Annotated in this window: 16 protein-coding genes; 10 read left to right on the forward strand and 6 right to left on the reverse strand. The window is 38.4% G+C overall.

Annotated features, from left to right (window positions below; genetic code table 11):
* Positions 1-5 precede the first annotated feature (5 nt).
* The 10 genes from JST56_04725 (at position 6) to JST56_04770 (ending at position 12,542) form a co-directional block, all read left to right on the forward strand.
* Positions 6-755 carry a hypothetical protein gene (locus JST56_04725; protein MBS1988271.1) on the forward strand — a complete coding sequence of 250 codons (750 nt, stop codon included), beginning with the start codon at positions 6-8 and terminating at the stop codon, positions 753-755.
* A 90-nt stretch (positions 756-845) separates the two neighbouring features.
* Complete coding sequence (locus JST56_04730) at positions 846-1,652, forward strand: hypothetical protein (protein ID MBS1988272.1); 807 nt, start codon at positions 846-848, stop codon at positions 1,650-1,652.
* 160 nt (positions 1,653-1,812) lie between these two features.
* On the forward strand, positions 1,813-2,673 hold the full coding sequence (locus tag JST56_04735; protein MBS1988273.1) for a hypothetical protein: 861 nt from the start codon (positions 1,813-1,815) through the stop codon (positions 2,671-2,673).
* A gap of 155 nt (positions 2,674-2,828) precedes the next feature.
* Positions 2,829-3,881, forward strand: a complete 1,053-nt coding sequence (locus JST56_04740) for a peptidyl-prolyl cis-trans isomerase (GenBank protein MBS1988274.1) — start codon at positions 2,829-2,831, stop codon at positions 3,879-3,881.
* Positions 3,882-4,035: 154 nt separating this feature from the next.
* Complete coding sequence (locus tag JST56_04745; GenBank protein ID MBS1988275.1) at positions 4,036-5,010, forward strand: hypothetical protein; 975 nt, start codon at positions 4,036-4,038, stop codon at positions 5,008-5,010.
* Between the two features lie 84 nt (positions 5,011-5,094).
* Positions 5,095-6,300 carry a UDP-N-acetylglucosamine 2-epimerase (non-hydrolyzing) gene (gene wecB, locus JST56_04750; GenBank protein MBS1988276.1) on the forward strand — a complete coding sequence of 402 codons (1,206 nt, stop codon included), beginning with the start codon at positions 5,095-5,097 and terminating at the stop codon, positions 6,298-6,300.
* 26 nt (positions 6,301-6,326) lie between these two features.
* Positions 6,327-7,634 (forward strand): nucleotide sugar dehydrogenase, encoded by a 1,308-nt coding sequence (locus JST56_04755; GenBank protein ID MBS1988277.1) that lies wholly within the window; start codon positions 6,327-6,329, stop codon positions 7,632-7,634.
* A 26-nt stretch (positions 7,635-7,660) separates the two neighbouring features.
* Positions 7,661-9,889 carry a bi-domain-containing oxidoreductase gene (locus JST56_04760; GenBank protein MBS1988278.1) on the forward strand — a complete coding sequence of 743 codons (2,229 nt, stop codon included), beginning with the start codon at positions 7,661-7,663 and terminating at the stop codon, positions 9,887-9,889.
* Between the two features lie 207 nt (positions 9,890-10,096).
* Positions 10,097-11,008, forward strand: a complete 912-nt coding sequence (locus tag JST56_04765) for a hypothetical protein (GenBank protein MBS1988279.1) — start codon at positions 10,097-10,099, stop codon at positions 11,006-11,008.
* A gap of 166 nt (positions 11,009-11,174) precedes the next feature.
* A complete protein-coding gene (locus JST56_04770) occupies positions 11,175-12,542 on the forward strand; it encodes a hypothetical protein (GenBank protein MBS1988280.1) in 1,368 nt (455 codons plus the stop codon).
* An 82-nt stretch (positions 12,543-12,624) separates the two neighbouring features.
* Here the strand turns inward: JST56_04770 and JST56_04775 are convergent, their stop codons facing one another.
* The 6 genes from JST56_04775 to JST56_04800 form a co-directional block, all read right to left on the reverse strand.
* Positions 12,625-13,527 carry a hypothetical protein gene (locus JST56_04775; GenBank protein ID MBS1988281.1) on the reverse strand — a complete coding sequence of 301 codons (903 nt, stop codon included), beginning with the start codon at positions 13,525-13,527 and terminating at the stop codon, positions 12,625-12,627.
* 28 nt (positions 13,528-13,555) lie between these two features.
* A complete protein-coding gene (mutL, locus tag JST56_04780; GenBank protein ID MBS1988282.1) occupies positions 13,556-15,496 on the reverse strand; it encodes a DNA mismatch repair endonuclease MutL in 1,941 nt (646 codons plus the stop codon).
* The gene (locus JST56_04785) at positions 15,493-16,158 is read right to left on the reverse strand and encodes a hypothetical protein (GenBank protein ID MBS1988283.1); all 666 of its coding nucleotides are present in this window, start codon (positions 16,156-16,158) and stop codon (positions 15,493-15,495) included. Before JST56_04785 ends, mutL begins: the two co-directional genes overlap by 4 nt.
* A 29-nt stretch (positions 16,159-16,187) precedes the next feature.
* Positions 16,188-16,706, reverse strand: coding sequence for a hypothetical protein (locus tag JST56_04790; protein MBS1988284.1), 519 nt, complete (start codon positions 16,704-16,706; stop codon positions 16,188-16,190).
* Positions 16,707-16,911: 205 nt separating this feature from the next.
* The gene (gene bamA / locus JST56_04795) at positions 16,912-19,377 is read right to left on the reverse strand and encodes an outer membrane protein assembly factor BamA (GenBank protein ID MBS1988285.1); all 2,466 of its coding nucleotides are present in this window, start codon (positions 19,375-19,377) and stop codon (positions 16,912-16,914) included.
* Between the two features lie 108 nt (positions 19,378-19,485).
* Positions 19,486-21,024, reverse strand: a complete 1,539-nt coding sequence (locus tag JST56_04800; protein ID MBS1988286.1) for a hypothetical protein — start codon at positions 21,022-21,024, stop codon at positions 19,486-19,488.
* Between the last annotated feature and the right edge of the window lie 146 nt (positions 21,025-21,170).

A 21,170-nucleotide genomic window follows, 5' to 3' on the forward strand; every position in this document is an offset into this window, starting at 1 on the left:
TATTTATGAACACGTTATATCGAGTATTGTTTATTTTCTGCGCAGTATTTTATGCCACAACGACAACAGCTCGTGAAGCAATTAATATTAAAATAACCGATCAGCAAGTTCGACAGCTTTTCCTTGATCAAGGACTAGATATTCGTGCGCGATGGAACAACATATTTTACGATAAAGATTTTTCAAACCAAGAAGATCTGCAACGTATTGAATCGGATTTTAACCAACTGATTACAGAAATTGCAGGAATTTCTACTCGAACTTTTGATCAGGAATCCTCAGTATCGCTTGAAGAACTAGCACAAGCTATCGGAATAAAAGATGCAAGTAATTGCACGGTAGCCATGCGCCGCCAAAGCGTGGAAAACTGCTCATACTGCAGAAATAAGTCAGCACGAGGGATGCGCGCTCCCAAAGCATTGCATTACTACACCATTCAAAAAAACGCGGACCAAAGTTGCAATCCTCAAGAATTTTTTAAGGTAATTTGCTTAATCACCCAATACCATCTTGAATTCGCATTGTATAAAAATATGTCACACGATTGGCAACATGCGGTTACTCAGCTTCCTCGGTTAGGAATTTTGGTCAGTACCTGCATAGATCAACCAATTTTTATGTCTGGAAATTTACCCGAAGAAAACAATTCACATATTTCAGACGATGATTCAACAACGCATCTTGAGCAAGGAACCCCAGAGCCATCATGTTTTTCAGGGCCATGGCAAGCTTTAGTATCATTTTTTACCCGATAAAAAATCCATTCAGAATTGACTTTCTTTGCCGATTATTTAGGCTACGAGCCAAGTATTGAAGATTTTAAAAATCACAAAAAAGGAGATGTCATGTTTAAAATTGCAAAGCTTTCTTTATTTATTTTTACCATATTTTTTAGTCAAATTGCACGACTAAATGCAGATGTAATTGAAGTAGTTCTTCATGACCAACAAATTAAACAGCTCTTGGCTCAGAATGGATTAAATTTTGATATGCATTGCGAAATGGAAGCCGCCGATAGTCATGATAAAAAAACAAGCTTAATAACACTGATCACAGTAATATTTGAGACTAAAATATTTAATCCAAATGCTTCGTTATTCCCAGAATCTGAAGAAGATCTTGTAGCGGTTCTACGTGATGAACTTAAAATACCAGAACTGACCGAACATGAGAGTAATCAAACCAATCAAGAACTCTTTAACTCATTACTCCAAGACGTCAAAATCCATTCAAAAACAATCAGGTCAGAGCCCCACTACCAATCATTAACTCCTATCAATGAAGATTTGCTTTCACTTGACGATTTATACAGAGCCATTGGCGATGCAATTTGCTCATATCTGTGCTTTATAGATCAAAGCTTAGCTCATCTCTATATCAAAATTATTCTGGATACAGAGACAAACACAGTCACCGTGCAAGCAGCTCCAAACCAAAATCAAGATGGTTTTACTCGTACCTACGAAAAAGAAACGATTGAAAATCTAGTTGCTCAAGCTGAAGGGAAAGGTGCTTACAAACTTGGCCATGAGCTCCAAGAACCTCAACGATCAGCTTTTTCCTGTTTTTCATATGTAGCTATTCCTGTTGTTGTTGCCGCAATAAGCCTTGCAGCCTATGCAACATGTGATGAAAGCTCTGATCCACAATAGAGCTATTCTTCTATAAAACGCATTAAAAAAGCCCACCTTAAATGAACCTCTGGTGGGCTTTTCTCTTATTTGTCTACGTTGATTTATTGACACTCAAGATCTGCAACTTTTATGATCACATCTAGGGGAGTTTTTGTTGGGGATTTAAAAGGAGAAAATCATGAAATCTCATTACTGGAAAATTTTTCGCATTGCCATGTATTGCTCAACACTCTGTATGCCATCAGCACTTATTTGTATGGATGCAAGTGGCGATGAATTTGAAGACCATGATAATCACCATGCAATTGAAATGGATGACATGGCTGACCTTGAAGCTGGGAAGCATTTTACCTTGCAAAATACACAGGTTGCCGTTATTACCGGTGAGAGTATTGGCAACTTTATCACGCAGAATAAAAACATTTCGGTATTTAATCCACAAAATCGAACTGCTTTAGATTTAATAAGAAACTGCAATCTCAAAGCGTTTAAAAATTTAGCCCAGCAAGATGTTATAAGAATTATTGATGGAGTAAATGGTCTTTATGAGCAAGATGTCTGTGATCAATTTGCTTTTCATCGCATAGACATGACAAGCCCATTAGCTCATGATCAAATTTTGCATGCTCTTGGAAATATAACAGGACAATACTGGTCGCAAGATGAACGTCCTTACGGTTTTAATATTATTATTTTATTACGAAATCATACTGAGCTTTGGCTGTGCGAAATTCCATCAAAGAGCGAACTTGCAGCTATCAAAAAAAAGCGTCTTAGAGCTGGAGAAGAAGCTTCTCCATTTGAAGGAAAAGAAGCTGAAGTAGTCTCAGCAATGACAATGTTTGAACCTCTTTTGAGTAAATTATTTCTTGAAGGCCGTTCGCAAGAAGTACAGGAACGACGCAAAGCGTGTTGGTCATGTACCAAAGGTGCAGCAGTTATTCTTGTTATTATTATAGTTGCTGGATTTATGTTTGTTGGTGCAGCAACCGGTTTAATTGGTGCGATAAATAGCATTCAAGATAGCGCCAGTAGCTAAACACCGATATCAAGCTCCTACCGCCTTCTTGCAAAATTAAGAACCTATGCTACGATAATTTGCGATACGAATTATCGTAGCATTCTTTATTTTTTAACACTGATTTTTAATTTTGGAAGTAAGGGAATAAACAATATCGGAAGGATAATGACCCTATGAAAACAACCAACATGTTACTTACCCGTGGATCAGTAATGATCGTTGCTTTGTCGCTTTTTGCAGGCTGTGGCTCATTGAGCAAATCTAAAAAAGAAGAAAAAGCTGCGCCGGTTGCAAGTACACAAAGTGCTTCATCTGAAAGTGGCGCTACGCTCTGTAGCATCAATGGCAAACCGGTTATTCATGAAGCTGATTTTATGAAAAGCATTGCCCAAGTTCTTCAAGCAAATCCTTTCTGGCGCGGTGCCGGCGGTGCAGATGCACTTCCACTTGCAATCAAACGTAAATTTCTTGATGAAATGGTTAAACAAGAACTCATTATTGCTGATGCACAAAAGAATGATGTTGAAGCAGATCCTGCATTCCAAAAAGAACTTGAAGAGATGCTTAAGCTTGTTAAGCGCTCATTGATTGTTCAATTCTTTGAAAAGAAAATATTTGATGGCATCGAAGTAACAGACTCTGATGTTAAAAAGCACTACAACGAAAACAAAGATCGCTATGTTAAAGTTGCTGGCGGCGTGCTTGTTTGCTCAGTAGCATTTGATAACGATGCTGCAGCTGAAGCATTTAAAGCAAAAGCTCCTACCGATATGCAAGCATTTGAAAAACTTGCAAAACAAGAAACTGCAGGCAGCTTCAATGATTACGGTCGCGTAAGCAAAGATGCGCGTGGTGAAGCCGGTGTTGAAATAGCTCCAAAAGCACTCAAGAGCGCGGCTCTTGCGTTGAGCGACTTCCCAGCAGTTGGCAAAGCAAAAGTAGGCAAACAATTCCATGTTTTCTGTGCTGCTGATCCAAAAGAAACTGAATTCTTTGGTCTTGATGAAATTCGCACACAAGTTGAAGGCATTTTAAAAAATAATCTCTTCAGAGACAAACTTGATGATCGTCTTAAGTCTCTTTCTGGATCATTTGAAGTTACAATCAACGAAGATTACTTCAATGAAAAAGGAAAAGAAGCTCCACAAGATGAAGCTGATCAAGGTGCTCCTTCAGTAGAAGAAATGTCACTTGAAAGTGAGATGGATGCTTCTGCAGCTGCATAAACTGATTCGATAACGAATATTAAAAAAGGCGGGCTTTAATGGGCTCGCCTTTTTTAGTGTCTGAGCTTGTCAGGTAGGCCAATTATAACGTATGCTAATTGCAGCCTGATAACCTATTCAGGTTTAAATAACTTCAAAGAAATTGAGGCCCATCATGAATAAAAAAAATATCATTATTTTGCTTGTAAGCATCATTGTACTCCCCCTTGGAGCAGAAGATACAATCAGTCGATTTGAAAAAACAAAGTTACCGTCACGCTTAAAAAAATCTCGTCCATCTATTCAGCGTGTAGACATGGTAAGTACTGCAACAACAGCTCAAATGACCAAGAGCGCACCAAAAAAAGTTACACCAACACGTAAGCGATGGGTTATTGATAAAATAGTTCGCCGTGTTAACGGTGCAAATATTTTGCAGTCTGATCTCAATCTTCCACGCATTTCCAAAGAAGGCGGCCGTTACACGCTTGAAGAATTGACGATGGAAGAACTTCTTATTCAGAAGGCTGGCGAGCTGCACATGCTCCCAACACCCGCAGACATCGAACGACAACTCGTTACCTTTAAAATTCAAAACAATCTCACCGGCATGAGAGAAGAAGAATTTGAGGATCAACTCAAAGAAAGCGGTTTCTCGCTTATTGCTTACAAAACTCAACTTGGTCGATTGATTGCATCAGAAAATGTACGTCGCGTTGAATTGAGCGAACGACTAGTTATAACATCGCAAGAAGTTGAAAAATTTTATGAAAATAATCCAAGTTATTTACCGGAAGCATATCATCTTTCAATCTGTACAATACCTGCTGATAAAATAAAAAACGCTCAAGAATTTATTGCATCACATGATGCTTCATGGCATGACTTGGGGCTCATTGAAAAAGAAGAGATCGGTGAAAATTTTTCCTTTGTTCTAGGCATGCAAACGGGGCAGATTTCCAAGCCATTCAAAATTGATGGTCAACGTAAAGTGATTAAACTTTTAGCAAAGCAAGATCGACGCCTTAAGACACTTGATGAACGCTACATTGAAATCGAACGAGAGCTTCAAGATAAAAGAAAATCTGAGCACTTGGAACAGCTTGAAAAAGAATTGCATGACAAGGCGTCAGTCATTGACTTGAAGTAACGGATAACGTACGTTACTTGCATTCTTCCCCCCCTTTGCTATCTTTGAGTTGTTATTTACTTCAAAAAGTGAGAATGAGAGAAGATGAGGCCAATTATTATTGTGGTGGGCACTCGCCCTGAAGCAATTAAACTAGCTCCGCTCTACCTGGCATTAACCAGAGAAAACATTCCAACTTTGTTGTGCGCAACTTTTCAGCACTCCGAACTCTTGGCTCAGGTTTTTGATCTTTTTCAAATTACTCCAGACATCAGATTAGATGTCATGCGAGAAAATCAGGATCTCTTTTTTCTTACCTGCACTATTCTTGAAAAGATTGGTCGCGTTTACCAAGAATACAAACCAAGCTTAGTACTTGTTCAGGGAGATACAACGACGACTTTTGCTGCAGCACTCGCTGCATTCTATCTCAAAATTCCTGTAGGACATGTTGAAGCAGGACTACGTTCCGGCAATAAATATTCTCCTTTCCCTGAAGAAGTAAATCGTGTTTTTACCAGTACCTGTGCATCATTTCACTTTGCACCAACAGCACTTAATGTTGCCAACCTTTTAAAAGAAGGGATTGCCCGAGAATCTATTTCTTGTACAGGCAATACCGCTGTTGATGCACTTTTTTGGATTAGAGATCGGATTAACAGACAGCAGATTAGTATCTGTCCAAAACTGATAGAGCAGATTGAAAATTGTAAAAAAAATAAACAGCAAATTGTGCTTGTAACAGCACATCGTCGAGAGTCTTTTAACGGAGGTCTTGAACAAATTTTTTCAAGCATCAAAAAATTTGCGACTCAACATCCTGATGTAACTTTTTTTTATCCATTTCATCCAAACCCACATGTCCTCAAAGCAATTGAGGCCTCGTGCATCAAGGATATTCAAAATATACATCTTATGCCTCCACTTCTCTATAAAGACCTTGTTTACTTGCTCATGGCATGCAATTGGGTAGTTTCAGATTCGGGTGGGATACAAGAAGAAGCAATCAGTTTGGGTAAATCTGTTATTGTGGTACGCGAGTATACGGAACGCCCAGAAGGCATCTGGGAAGGCATGTTGACACTTGCAGGAACAGACGAAAAAAGTATATTACATGAAATGTTAACTTTGTATGCTCAACAAAAAAACAACCACACAGACTCCTTGGTCTATGGGGACGGAAAAGCATGCGACCGTATTGTAGCAATCATAAAGAACCTGATACAACCAAGCCACTCAACATTGAATGAAAACAGTGCATTGAAAACGGCTTGTGCAGAGACAGAAAAAATTATGAGTAGGCACCAGTAACACTTTCTTTAGAGATGGAGAGGCTAATGAAGCGCGTTTCGGTATTAGGGCTTGGTTATATTGGTTTGCCGACAGCCATTCTTGCTGCTCAAGCAGGATATAATGTAAGTGGCTTTGATACCAATCAAGAAAAAGTAAAAAAAATAAACACTGGAAATCCGACTATTTTTGAACCAGAAATTACTGAACGCCTCTGGGAAACGCTCAAAGATAATAATTTTAAAGCTTACACAGATTTGCAATATGCTGACTACTTTGTTATTGCAGTTCCAACACCTTTTAAAGAAAATAAAACAGCAGATCTGAGTTATGTATTCGCTGCAGGAGAGTTTATTGCTCAGCGTCTTCGCCCTGGGAACTTAGTTATTCTTGAGTCAACCGTTCCTGTTGGTACAACAGAAAAATTAACGCTCCAACTGGAAGAGCTGTCTGGCCTCAAAGTTGGTATTGATTTTTTTGTTGCACACTGCCCGGAACGAGTCCTTCCTGGAAGAATATTTAAAGAACTTGTTACCAATGATCGTATTGTTGGTGGGATCTGTCAACGCTCATGCGAGCTCTCTCAAGCTTTTTATGCAAAATTTGTGAAAGGTTTTATCCACGTCTCTGATGATAAAACGGCAGAGATGGTGAAGCTCATTGAAAATAGCTCACGCGATGTGATGATTGCATTTGCAAACCAAGTTGCTGGCATGTGCGAGCAAGCCGGCCTTGACCCTCATCACGTTATTGAACTTGCAAATAAGCATCCACGCGTAAAAATTCTCAAGCCAACATGTGGCGTTGGAGGACATTGCATAGCAATTGATCCATTTTTCTTAATTGAAACCTTCCCTGAAGAAACATCACTGCTTAAGACAGCACGTATGATTAATGACACAAAACCCTTTAAGGTTCTGGAAACAATTTTCAACAAAGCTCAAGAGCTTAAAAATCTTGGTGTTGAAAAACCACACATTTTGACACTTGGCCTGACGTACAAGCAAGATGTTGATGATATTCGTGAATCGCCAGCACTTAAAATAGCGCAAGAGCTCGGACAAAAAAACTCATTTTTCGATCTTCAGGTTTTTGATCCTAATGTTCCACAAGCAACGATTAGTGCGCTTGATTTTAAATCACCTCAAAGCTTGCTCAAAGGAATTGCTTGGGCTGATATGGTTGTTATTTTAGTCAAACACAAAGAATTTTTTCACATCAGAGAAGAAATTCTTTCAGATAAAGTTGTTATTGATAGCTGCGGGCTGCTCTACGATTTACGAACCCGTCACACACAAGACTTTCTTGAAGGCGCTATTAAAACGAGTTATAACCTCGTGCGAAGCGATCCATAAAACTACTAAAAGGAGTAAGAGAATCGATGAAGCAAGTATTCCTCCAGCGCGGAAATGTTCAACTGCATGACATTGCTATGCCACTTGAACATGAAAATAACATCATAGTAAAAGTTCATTATTCTTTTATTAGTACAGGTACTGAAGGTGCAACGCTTGTCGCCTCAGGACAATCGCTTTTTAGTAAGTTTACTCAAAATGCTCAAAATCATGCGCAAAAGGTTCTTGGCGCACTCAAAGAAAATGGAGTTGCGGGCACTATTGCGCTCATCAAAGAAAAAATCAATCAGGTAATGCCACTTGGATATTCGTGCGCAGGCCAAGTAGTTCATATTGGCAAAAATGTTACCAACTTTCGGATTGGTGATTATGTAGCCTGTGCAGGCGCAGCATATGCTCATCACGCAGACCTGGTAACAATACCACAAAATCTTGCCGTGAAGATTTATGATCAAGCAATACTCAAGCAAGCAAGCTTAACCACTATTGGCTCTATTGCTTTGCAAGGAGTCAGGCGTGCACAACTACAACTGGGTGAAACGGTCTGCGTACTTGGTCTTGGTTTGATTGGCCAAATAACGGTTCAACTTGTTAAGCTCGCCGGCTGCAAAGTGATTGCATCAGATTTGATTGATACAAAAGTAGATCTTGCCCGAAGCTTTGGTGCGTCCCACAGCTTTAATGCTCTTAAAAATAACATTGTTGATGAAGTAGCATTTGCAACAGCTCACAAAGGTGTTGATGTTACGATTATTGCAGCATCATCTGAATCAGGAAAAATTATTGATCATGCCATGCACATTACCCGCCGAAAAGGAAAAGTCGTTTTGGTTGGTGATGTGAAGATAGATTTTAATCGTGAACAATTTTATACCAAAGAGATCGATTTTCTCATCTCTTGTTCCTATGGTCCAGGTCGATATGACAAATCATACGAAATTGATGGAAAAGATTACCCATACGATTATGTTCGCTGGACTGAAAATCGCAACATGGAACTTTTCATTAAACTCTTGGAAGAAAAAAAGGTTAACGTTGACCCACTTATCTCGCATGAATTTGATCTGAATAACGTTGAACAAGCCTATGAATGTTTACAAAAAAGTGATGCTTTGGGTATTGTTCTTTCATATTCATCTTCCAGTAACCAGCAAAATTTTACGGCACTTGATCAGCTCCTTGAGCCCGACCAAACCAAGAGATTTGTTACTATTGATAAGAAAATTAAGGTTGGCGTTATTGGAGCCGGTGGCTTTGCTAAAGTAAAACTATTACCGATCATCAACACCATAAAAAATTGCCATATCCACACAATCATCGATTCTGACGCATCAACAACACTTAATGTCGCTCGTCAATATGGCGCACACCGCATTAATAATGATTACAAAAAAATGCTTGCCGATGATGATGTGAATGTCATTGTTATAGCAACTCCTCATGCACTTCACATGCAACAGACCATTGATTGCTTAGCTGCGGGGAAAGCGGTTTTTTGCGAAAAACCAGTAGCAGTAAATATTGAACAACTCAATCAACTTGGCACCTTTCTTACTGCTCATCCAGATGCTATGTACTGTGCCGATTTTAACCGTCCTTTTGCACCATTTATGCAATCAACAAAAGCTGCTCTTGGTTTGCGAAGCAATCCTATTCAAGTTATGTATCGGGTTAATGCGGGATATTTAGGGCAAGACCATTGGATTCAAAGCAAAGAACATGGCGGTAGAATTATTGGCGAAGCGTGCCATATGTTTGAACTCTTTTGTTTCCTTACCGATGCTCTTCCTATTTCCGTTGCCGTGTCATCAACAAACCCTCGTAATAAAGACCTTGGCCATGACAATTTTGCAACACATATCACCATGAGTGATGGTTCATTATGCTCGTTGGTGTATAGTACCCTTGGCAGCAATGCCCTTGGCAAAGAGTACATGGAAATATTCTTTGATGGCAAAACTATCAAGATGAATGATTTTTATGAACTGACCGGTTACGGTATGCCGCTTTCTTTTAATCAAAAATCAATGTCTCAAGACAAAGGACATGAAAATTTGATTAATGCGTTCTTTCAAGCAACGCGTACAGAGGGTGCTGCATCGCCTATCCCATTACAACGAATCCTTGCAGCAACGCAAGTGAGCATTGTTGCAGATCGCTTAGCTGCTCGAGGTGGTGGTTTTGAGTATCTGAATATGGAATATCAGATTGTACATACAACGGACGAACAAAAGAACCTGCATGAACAACAATAAAAGATAAAATTTTAACTCAATCAAGAACAAGCTCAATCAAGCTTCTTGCTATCACTTAGAGTTGACCTCAAGCACTGAAGACTCCTATTTACTTACAATTTCAATTAAAAGTAAAAAATAATTATTAATTGACTTATAGGAATCTTAATGTAGCATAAACCCTCATAATTATTATTTTTTTTGCTACTTAAACTCAAGGATTTATTGATGAATCGAAATATGCTTAACCTCTTTTTTGTAATGAGTATTCTTGCATGCAGCACACCAGCTACCGCTTATGGGCTAGCAGAAGAAACGTTAATCAATTCAGGCCTTGCTGTGATGAATGATAATAAAATTACCGATAATAAACTTACACAGGATCTAGATAAACTCATTGCACTTCTCCAAAAATCTTCACAATCAACGCTTGAAAACAAAGCCGCTGCCACATGTAGCGCTCTTGGACTTGGAGGCCTAGCTGGATTATTTGTTGGAAGTACATATCGGTTAAGTCAAAGAAAAACGGTTACAAATCCTTGGTTTGGCGAGCATATCGATATGTCAGATTTTGTAAGTTCAACGGCAAAGGTAGGCGTTCCGGTTGGCTTAGTTGTAGCTGGACTATCATTCTTGGTTCTGAAAAAAATAATCGAACCTAAAAATAGTTCATCGCTTAATAGCTTTGCTCAAAAGCTCAATGATTTTAAATCTGAATTATCCCGTAATGAAACATTAACTGAGATCAACCAAATCAAGCTTGAAAAAATCATTACGCTTCTTACACATGTTTTTGAAAAAAGTAGCGCAAATTCCACTGCAACTATTATCAAGAAAATAGTGGCAATGTTGAGTGGAGGAGTTATTTCTGGTACTTCAAGTTTTACTAGTTATCTTGGTTTCGCCCTGATTTTTGCACAATTGAATGAAACACTAAAAGATCACTTTAATTATGATGAAGATCTTTTAATCCAATTACCATTGGCACACGCATTACCAGCTTTCTTAGCTGGAGCAGGGCTCACCTCTCTAGTTGCAAATAAAATTCTTGAGCCGGAACTGCTTAACCTCGAGGGAATTGAGCAAGCAAGTATCAACGCGCTGTATGACTTTTTACCAAATAAAGCATCAGTCGCTTAAGCAAAAAAAATCTTATGATTGGGTTGCTGCTTCACAACAGCAACCCTTTTTTATTCTCATAACTAAATCTAAAACTCTCAAACTTGAAGCACTTCAAGTGGTTATTAATGCGTTGTATACTCTCTTAGGTAAAAAAACGTAAAAATAATTAAAATGGGTTTTTATTATGCTCACGCTATTTATATTCTTGCTCTATCAATTCGTTCAACTATTCATCTTGCCAATAGTTATTCCTTACACATTTATCACACAAATTAATGCTCAAGAGGTCTGTGCTTTGGTTAAAGAGCAGTCGGGATTTGTTCCACAAACCGACAGCTCACAGCATGTGGTCTGGATTCATGGCCTCAACGCCGGTGAAATTTTATCGATTCAAGCACTGGTTGAAAAAATTAAACATGAAATTCCAGGAAGTGCTTGTTACATAACTTCAAGCACGCAAGAGGGCAAAAATATTGCTGAAAAAACAATTAAGGCCGATTACGTCAGCATGCTGCCTCATGATAACATTGCATCAATGTCGCTGGCTTTTGCTCGTATTAACCCGACAGCTATTATTGCTCTTGAGCACGAAGTATGGCCAACCATGGTCATGTACGCACATATGAAAAATATTCCCATCTATTTGCTCAATGCTCAAATGACCAGCTGCACCGCAAAGAATTTACAGAATAATAATCCTCTTTATCACAATCTTTTTAGTAATTTTTCTGAAATTTTTGCTCAAAGCATGCAGGACAAAAAACTCTTTGAAGAGGCCGGAATTGCGTCTCACATGGTTACTTCTCTTGGCAACATCAAAGCATTTAATGTCATGCCAAAAAAAGAATCTCTCTTGCTCGGGCACGCAGACAAGCTTGAGCAATTTAACAAAGAGAAGCAATCAACCATCATGCTTGTTGGCTCAGTGCACAAGGGAGAAGTTGACCATTACCTCAATGTTTTCACCACACTGAAAAAAGATAATCCTTCACTCAAGCTTATTCTTGCTCCAAGATTTAAAGACTGGCATGATGAACTAATTCAAAAAGTAACACTCACAAAACTACCATTTTTTATATGGAGTGACGGTTCTCTAAAAATTTCAAATCTCAGCGAGCTTATTTCAGAACTTGGAGAAAAAGTTCTTGTTGATAACGATATTGTGGTGGTAAATACCTTTGGCACGCTGTTTATGCTCAGCTCGATTGCAGACCTCTACTTCCCCGGCGGCACATTTGTTCCTGTTGGCGGACATAACGTTCTAGAACCAGCAGCCTGGGGAAACCCAATGATTATTGGACCTCATGATGAAAACACGCGAGAAATTGTTAACTTGCTTGCCGAGCAGCAAGCTATTATCAAAGTACAAACTCCTGAAGAGCTTTTTGAACAAACCGAAGCACTGCTTAAGAATCAAAAGAAACGACGTAAACTTGGAAATCATGCTCTTACATGGATTACGCATGAAGCTGTTTATGTTGAAGCTGGACTTGAAAAAGTTGTTTCACTGATACAGGATACAATCACTCATAATTTGCAAGAATATGCTTGAATAAGAATATTATTAAGTGATATTAGAAAGGGCTATAACTTTAAAATCATAGCCCTTTTAAATTTTTCTCAAACAATAACATTTAAGCAATAATACAGGATGCTTTTTGATTAAGTAATTGCTCAATTGCCTCAACAGCATCTCGAGCATTAATGTATTTTTTTAATAGAGATGGCTTATGTTCTTTTAACCAAGTAAGTGCATTGGGAATTTCACGCTGAATATTCAAATCCAATTTACACGCCAAAAGCATTTCAAAAATTTCACTCGCCTTTTGCATATCTTCCGGAGATCCTGCATAGGGAAAGGACTTTAAGGTAAGCATAAGAATCTTGGCATCAACTTTTACATCACTCTTCTGCAAAAGAAATAATACTGATTCTTTTGCTCGCGCAAATACTGCTAAATGCAAGGGAGTGTAACCTAAATGATTATGCTGAAAGACACGAATTTCTCCGAAAGACATTACGCCAAATACGCTATGGCTTATATCGGAAATAAAACAATAACAACCGGCAGAATCTTTACAATATGTTATCGGAAAAGATGTCCCCAGATTAACATAATCACCCCCACCCAGAATCAATTCAAGCATTGGAACATTATTATAACGAGCTGCAAGATGAATTAACGGGCTATAAAAGTCTGCCACTGGCAATTTAAGATCTTCACATGAAAGTGCAAATTCAACAATTTGCTCAAAGGCAATATCTTCGCAGCTTTTTTGAGCGAGTATTTTTACGACAGTTTCAATTCCATGTCGGGCAATAATTCGAGCAAATAAATAGTTATTGTATTCACCTGATTTACACATAACACGTGATTGAGCCGCAGGGCTCGTACGCATATCTTTTTCACACTGCGCTTGGTACACAACAAAATCTGCTACGATGGTTGCAATAAATGCTTCAGACTGGGAGTAAACAGTGCTCATCATGACGCTGGCGCTCAATGCAAGAACCAAGGTTAAGAATCTATTCTTCATAATACTTTCTACATAAAAACGTGGTGATTTAACGACGACGAAAATTTTTCTCAATAGTAGGTTTGCCAAGAGTCCACATAGTTGGACGACCATGAACACAAATAAAGCGATTCTGAACGATCATAAGGTCACTCACAAGTTGGTGCATAAAAATAGGCTCTAACAAATCGCCCGCTTTCACGGCTGCTTTGCAGGCCATATGACTATGTGTAAACTCATTAAGTTTCTTGCGAAAAAATTCACGATCAATTGCTTCATGCTCTTGAATAAATTCTATAACTTCAAAGACTAGATCTTTCAAATCATGCTGGGCAATTAAAGGAGGACTGGTTTTAATAACAACCTCCAACACTCCAAATTGTTCAAGGAGAATACCCTGTTCTTCGAAAAAATCAAATACCGTTTGCAAAATTTTCATCTGTTCGCTACTTACTCGAATCACTTCAGGAAAGAGTAAAACAGTACCCTCTTTATGCTGAAAGTTTTTAAGGAACTTTTCATATAAAACGCGTTCGTGAGCTGCATGCTGATCGATGATAATAAGCTGGTCATTACTTTGAATAAGAATATAGGTTGTAAAAAGCTGCCCAATAATTGAAAATGAAGTAACAACTTCGCTTTCTTTTTCTCTTGCTAAAGAAGAAAAAAGCTTTTCTTGGTTTTCTTGAACAACAGCTTCTTGAATAATAATATCGCGCGATTGCTTGGATTGTTGAATAGGATTCTGCAATTGTACAGCACTTAAATTAAGCAAAGTATCCCAATTAACCGGCGATTTTGCTTGATACATGTGAGATGGTAGCTGAGTGCCAGATGAATATTTATTTACTAAAAAGTTTTTATTAACAGAATGTGATTCGTCTTTCTCCCCGATTCCAGATGACTGCTCAAAACTCATCTGAGGAGTTGGAGTTTCAAAGTTTAATTCAGAAATTAATGTCGTATCTGGCTGGAGTATACGATTAAGCTGTTGCTCAAGCGTTGCTTTAACCGCATTAAAAATTTGTGCGTCAACCGTTGCAGGTTTAATAAACCGAACTTCCTCTTTTTTAGGATGTACGTTGATATCAACGTGAGCTGGGTCAACCTGCAAAAAGATGAATGCTGCTGGAAATTTTCCGGGAGGTAAGACATTCAAATACCCTTTTAAAAGGGCCTTACCGAGCTCTTGATTTTTAATCCAGCGTCCATTTACAAAGAAAAAAATATGAGTACGACCATATTTCCAAAACTGGTGTCTAGAAATAAGCCCTGAATAACTTAACCATGGCAATTGTTTTTCAGGCTGTTCAAGCTGGATAAGATTTTGCGCTAAATCATGATCCCAAACTTGCATAACTCTCTCTTTAAGTGTTGCAGCTGGAGGTGCATTGATTACAAGCTTATCGTCATGAAAAAGTTTAAAATGAAGGGTATGATGACTTAAACAGAATGCCTGAACAATTGCTTGAAGTTGATTCCATTCGGTGCTGTCAGCTTTTAAAAATTTTTTTCTTACGGGGATATTATAGAAAAGATCTCGGATTGCTAAATCTGTACCAATAGGGCACGCAATAACCTCTTCTCTGATGATAGCACCCTGCTGAAAATCAAGCTTAACCCCAACACCTGATGTATCATCATGCAAGCGAGTAATCAAGGTAACTTTACTCACCGCAGAAATACTGGCAAGCGCTTCACCCCGAAACCCGTATGATCTCACCGCATAGACTTCGTCAAGTGAAGAAACCTTACTGGTTGCATGGGGCAAAAAGCACATATTCGCATCATCTGCGCTCATACCACAGCCATTATCAACAACTCGAATGAGTTGTTTACCAGCTTGCTCAACCCATATTGATATTTGAGTAGCTCCAGCATCAATTGAATTTTCAAGTAATTCTTTAAGAATATGAGCTGGGCGCTCTACAACCTCACCTGCAGCAATTTTTTGCGCTTCATGAGGAGGTAGAATCTTGATAATATTCACGATTGCTTAACAGCTCCCTTTTTTGGTTGCTGTTGACGCTGTTTTTTATCGGTTTTATTTCTGATAATTGGATGATCTTGAAGATCAATGACAGTGCTTACCGGACTCTTTGAAGAACCTGCAAGAAGGATTTGTTGTGAATCAAGTCTAATCGTTGCAGCATCACTTTTAACTTGTACAGGAACATCTTTAGGTGATTTTTTTTTGTGCTCAATCTGAACATTACCACGTAATGAGCACAAACGTTGATCAACTAAAATGTCCGCATAATCTGCAGTAGCTTTAAATTCATCTTTATTGATAACAACATGTTTTGAAAAAGTAATTTTTTTAAATTGAGATAAAGCCTTAGATTTTTGATCTGAACTTTTGTTCCCACTTTTTTCTGGCAATGTTTTTGATGGAGACTTATTCAAGTTACAAATCACTTCAAGCTCTTGAGATGTTACTGTTGAATGATCTGCAAATTCAACATGCACATCATCAAGATACGTGAGAACTATATCTTTTGAATCTGTTTTATTTTTGCCACAAGTAGCTCGAGAGCTTTTGATGGTAATCTTGCTCAAGGGGTCAATCGATAAACAAAATATTGTGTCAACAAATAAAAAACCTGCTCCAAAAAGAATAAGACTTTTCATTTTAACAGCTTTTGACATCATCTAAGTACCCCTTGCTCAATTAATTCTTTTTATACTGCTTCTGCTGCCGGAAGATTAGGAAAGGCTTCGCGATATTGATCACGAGCCCATTTTGCAAATGTATTACCATGTTTGTATAATTCTAACGACCCTGGAATAAGCACTTCGCTGCCGGTCCAACAGGTAATCAACATAACTACTTCCAAGGTATTCAAGAAAAGTTTACCTGACTTTTTCAAGATATTTTTTAAAGTAACGTTACGTGCATACCAATTTGGATCTTGTTGTCTAAAAAGCTTGAGTTGAGCTTGAGCATCAGTTGGGGTTAAAGCCCCAGTTTCAGGATCAATATAAATCAAAGCAAATGCTGCATTTGGAAACTCTTCTTTAAGAGCAACATCTTCACCATTTTTTAGAAGCTCAGCATACACTTCAAGGCTCATTGTTTCTTGGCACACAAAGCTGCTATTTTCTACATCAATAATTGCAACATATAAGTTGGATTGAGCTAATGCTCTACCAAAAATTGCTGTTGCCACAATTGCCATTACAAACATCATACGTTTCATGAGCGTTTTCCTGTCACTTAAAAAGTGCTTCTACAATAACTATTAACACACCACACACCATTACCGTTTTCAATTCACCATCTTTATAGAAGCGAAAGGAATTGTAGATCTGATAAGGACAAAAAGCAAGATAAAAATAAGAAAAAATGCAGCGGAGATGCAAAATCTCCGCTGCACAAAAAAACAATTATAAATGATGGCAACTTTACCAAGCGTAATTCATACTCAAATGGAACTCATGTGGCGACTCGCCATCCTTCTTTTTACGATCAAGTTTAAAGCCCCAATCAATCTTTGCCGGCATCGGTTTAAGCAAGTTCAAACCAAAACCAACTGCATGACGAAGATCAAATTTATCACGCTTAATCGATGAGCGATCCGGAATATCCGACTTTGGCGTATTCCATCCGGCACCTGAATCATAGAAGAAGTGAGCCTTCATTGAATAGTCAGGAATAAGGGGGAACACAAGCTCCATATTAAAGAGAACCGCATTTTGTGCACCAATTGGGTCGCCGGTTGTCCATGCTGGTCCAATACTGCCCCAAACGAATCCACGAACTGTTGTCTGACCGCCCATATGGAAAAGCTCTTTATATGGAATTATTTTTCCTGATTCTGGAGATCGAATAGCACCACCTTTTCCATGCAATGCAAGAACGAGATAATCGGTACCAATTAATGAAGTATAATAACTCGCCTCAAGCTCAGCTTTAATAAAGCTATAGCGTGAGTTAAATTCAGGTGGAGCAGTTTTAGTGGTAACTGCCCAACGATAACCTTCGCTTGGGTATACCTGGTGATTACGCGTATCCTTAATCAAATCAAGGCCAAGCCAGAACAAGGTGCCTCTTTGGAAAGTACGTTTTACAATCAGTGAAAAGTCATCTAATTGCTGTTGTGTGCCAAAAAAGCGCGGGTTGGGTTGCGGGTTATTATTTTTAATATTTTCAATACCTATATCAAGAATTAACTGCAGGCGCTTATCAATAAATGGTAACGCAAATCCAAAGCGAGCGTCGATTCCTGCAACCTTTTCAACGGGAGTTGGTGTTACGCTGCGCCATTCTTCAAGCTCATTCCAGCGTTTGTAAAAGTAATAGGCACCTGAGATGTCACTATCAAAAATGTGTGGATCGGTAAAATTTGCTTCAATACGCTGAAGTCGACGCCAACTTGATTGAACCATACCACCAACGTCGTAGCCTAAACCAAAAAGATTAGCTTTGCTTACCGTCAACGAACCACGTAATGAAGGCTTTGCGGCATAACGATCGCTTCCATAACTGAGCATAAAATTAAAGTTGCCGGTTTTTGCTTCTTGAACATTCATCTCAAGGTCTGCAAGCTCATCTGAAACTCGATGAATTTTCCAGTTTACACCCTCACGCTCGAAAAAGCTTAAGTATTCAACACCTGAGCGAGAGCGGTTCAGTTTCTTAGAAGTAATCAAGTCACCCTCAATAATATCAAGCTGACGTCTAATTACTTTGTCTCGCGTGTAGCTATTTCCCGTAATATTAATTCGATTCACATAGAGCTTCTTGCCACGATCAGCATGAAAAGAGATATCAACTTCATTCGATTCTTCATCAGGCTTTACCTGAGGATAAACATCAGCATAAATATAACCCTTCTCACCCCATATATCCCGCAGGCGGTTCATTGAGCTGACCAGCTTGGTTTGAGAGTAGGGCTCACCCTCTTTGATTGAAATAAGAGGAGCTAATTCATCGTGTGTAAAAATATCGTCGCCTGGAGATCGAACACTGCGCACAATAAATTGCTCACCCTCTTGAATATGAAAGGTAACCGAAATATCCTGCTTATTCTCAGAGAACTCAACATCTGCTCGCGGAACCTTGACCATCAAGTAGCCGTGATCGCGATAGAAATATTCAATGCGGTGCTTATCCATTTCAAGCATGTCGTCTTGATAGGTTCCTGCGCTATCTAAAAAACCAAAGAGCCAATTTTCACGCGTAAATAAAATAGAACGAAGCTTGCGATCTGGAATTTTTTTGTTCCCTTTAAAAAAGACACGCACAACCGTTGATTGTGGACCTTCTGTAATAGTAAAAATGGCAGCCGCTTTATCAGGATTATCTTTATTCACTTGAATACGCGAAGAAATTTTGACCATGTGTCTATTTTCTTCTTTATAAAGCTTAATGATTCCAAGCTCTATCTTGCGGACCGTTTCTTCGTCAACTGCTGACATTTTTTCAAGATTAAGTTTTTCTTTGATAGTTTTTGTTCGAACAGCCTTGTTTCCCTCAAACTCAAACCGATCAAGAAGCTTCTTTTCTTCCACAATAATATGAAGGTTCATGCTTTTTTTGCTGAGCTTTTCGCCTTCAAGTTTAACTTGCCGAAAGCACCCAAGTCCATAGATATTATGAATGGCAATACTACTTTTTGTAGCATCAAAAACTCCACCCTTTTGGTAAGGTAATCGCTTAAGAATAACTTCTGTTTTTATGTGCTTATTACCAGAAATAGTAATATCGTTAATAGTAAGACCATCTCGAACTACTCTATTCAAATCTTGTTTTTCAGATTCCTCTTTTTCTTGATCTTGAGCATTTACAGCACTTTGCAAGAATATCCCTGAAACAGCGATAAGCATGCATGTGTGAAAAAAAAATTTCAGATTTTTAAGTGGCATCATTCTCTCCTGTTGCAACCCTTTACTCTCAACGCGGCACAGGGTGCTGCCTTTTGACAGTCTGTATAGGAAACTATGATACCCAGAGGTGAAAAAAAAGCAAAGCCATGTTTAATCAACCACATGCTTATAAATAGAATCAAATTCTTCTTTTTTTGTTTTTAGAGCAGGCTTCCAACTATTCAAATGAACTTTTATCATCTCAATTAAGTTGCGTGGAATTTTTTGTTCAGCACGAATAATTGTTTGTTCGTGATCTGCAAGGCTGGCCTTAACAAATTTATTATTCAAACGAATATTAATATCAATATCATGCATTTGCTTAAACGGCTCAAGAAGCTTTAAAAACATTGGAGTAAGAATCATGATAGGCAAAGGCAATAACCCAACTTGATGCTGAGACCCAGAAGAATAATCTGGCCATGAAATAAACCAAAACTCTTTGTGCGTAGGATCAGCAGATGTTCGCTCAACCGATTTTTTTCCAAAAAACATTTTCTGCCACCATGAAGATGATGCTGGTGCGGAAATATGATTTGTTGTTGTTAATTTTTTATCCATCTCCTGAGTAATTATTCCTGGACGCTTGCTCCACTGACGACCAATCATAATTCGAGCCTGAATAATTTGAGGAAACTCCATCTGTCCATCTTTGGAAGAAGAAAACCTCTCATGAGAAAGTCGCTGATCACTGAAATAACGTCGAGTAGAAACCCAGTCAAACCGCTGAATAAAATCTTCACCTGAATAAAAATTAAAAATCTTTTTAAAGATAGGAAAGGAACAAAAACCTTGAGTTTCTGGTTGAATAGGAGCTCCAAACAAAATAAGCTCATCAATGACCAAATTTTTTGATTCTGGAACATAATCCAAAACTTTTTGACCAGTTTTGGGTGGCATATTTGCCCTACTTGGTAACCCTTTTATAATTTCAAGCATGGCACGAATTGAACGATCGGTATCTTCGTCTTCAGAAAATTTTTGTTCATGATTAAATGATTTAAGACTGAGCACCGTACTTATTGCTGCAAGATTAAGGCTCAAATTTCCACCATGACTGTGCGTAACAAGTCGTATTTTTGGATTTTTACCTTGCTCTTTAAGTCTCAAAAGCTCTTTTACTAATGCATTATACAAACGAATAGCTTCGTAGCGCCTACTGTTCTGACTCATCAGACCAGTCCAGCCAAAGGTATAAAAAAACTGTTCACCACGTTCGGGAGAAAGGTGTTCATCAATAACATCATAAGCTTTAATAAGTGGATATGCGGAATATTTTTTACCTTTAGTTGCTTGCAGATTAAATGATGGAGATATACGCGTAAGGCCACGACCAAGAACAGGTTGCTCACTAAAAAATAGATCATCCTCTCGCAGTCTACGACTCACTTCTCGATAAGAAGAACCTCGAACATTGTCATCAAGTACACGTGGAATACTTAAAAGCCCAAGCGTTGAGCCAAATGAACCATGTATAAAAACGGTCATCCATGCCTGATCACTCTGAATAACAACATCATTTTTTTGGTCTGAAATACTTTGAGTAGAAGAAAAATAGTGTTTTCGAACAATACTCGTTATGCGATACCCCAAAAGACTGAGGGCTGCTATCAAAAGCACATAGCGAATAAGCACCTGAAATTGAATCATGCCCGGTCTCCTTCTTTTTGTACAACAAACAACTCTTTGGATCTTAGCACTATTCATCGCCAAGTAAAATAATGCACTGATTAACAAAATAATTAATAAGCAAGTCAAGAGTCTTAATCTTTTATTCAACCAAATGATCAACCCAT

This window comes from Candidatus Dependentiae bacterium (assembly GCA_018266175.1).
GTDB lineage: Bacteria > Babelota > Babeliae > Babelales > RVW-14 > JAFEAY01.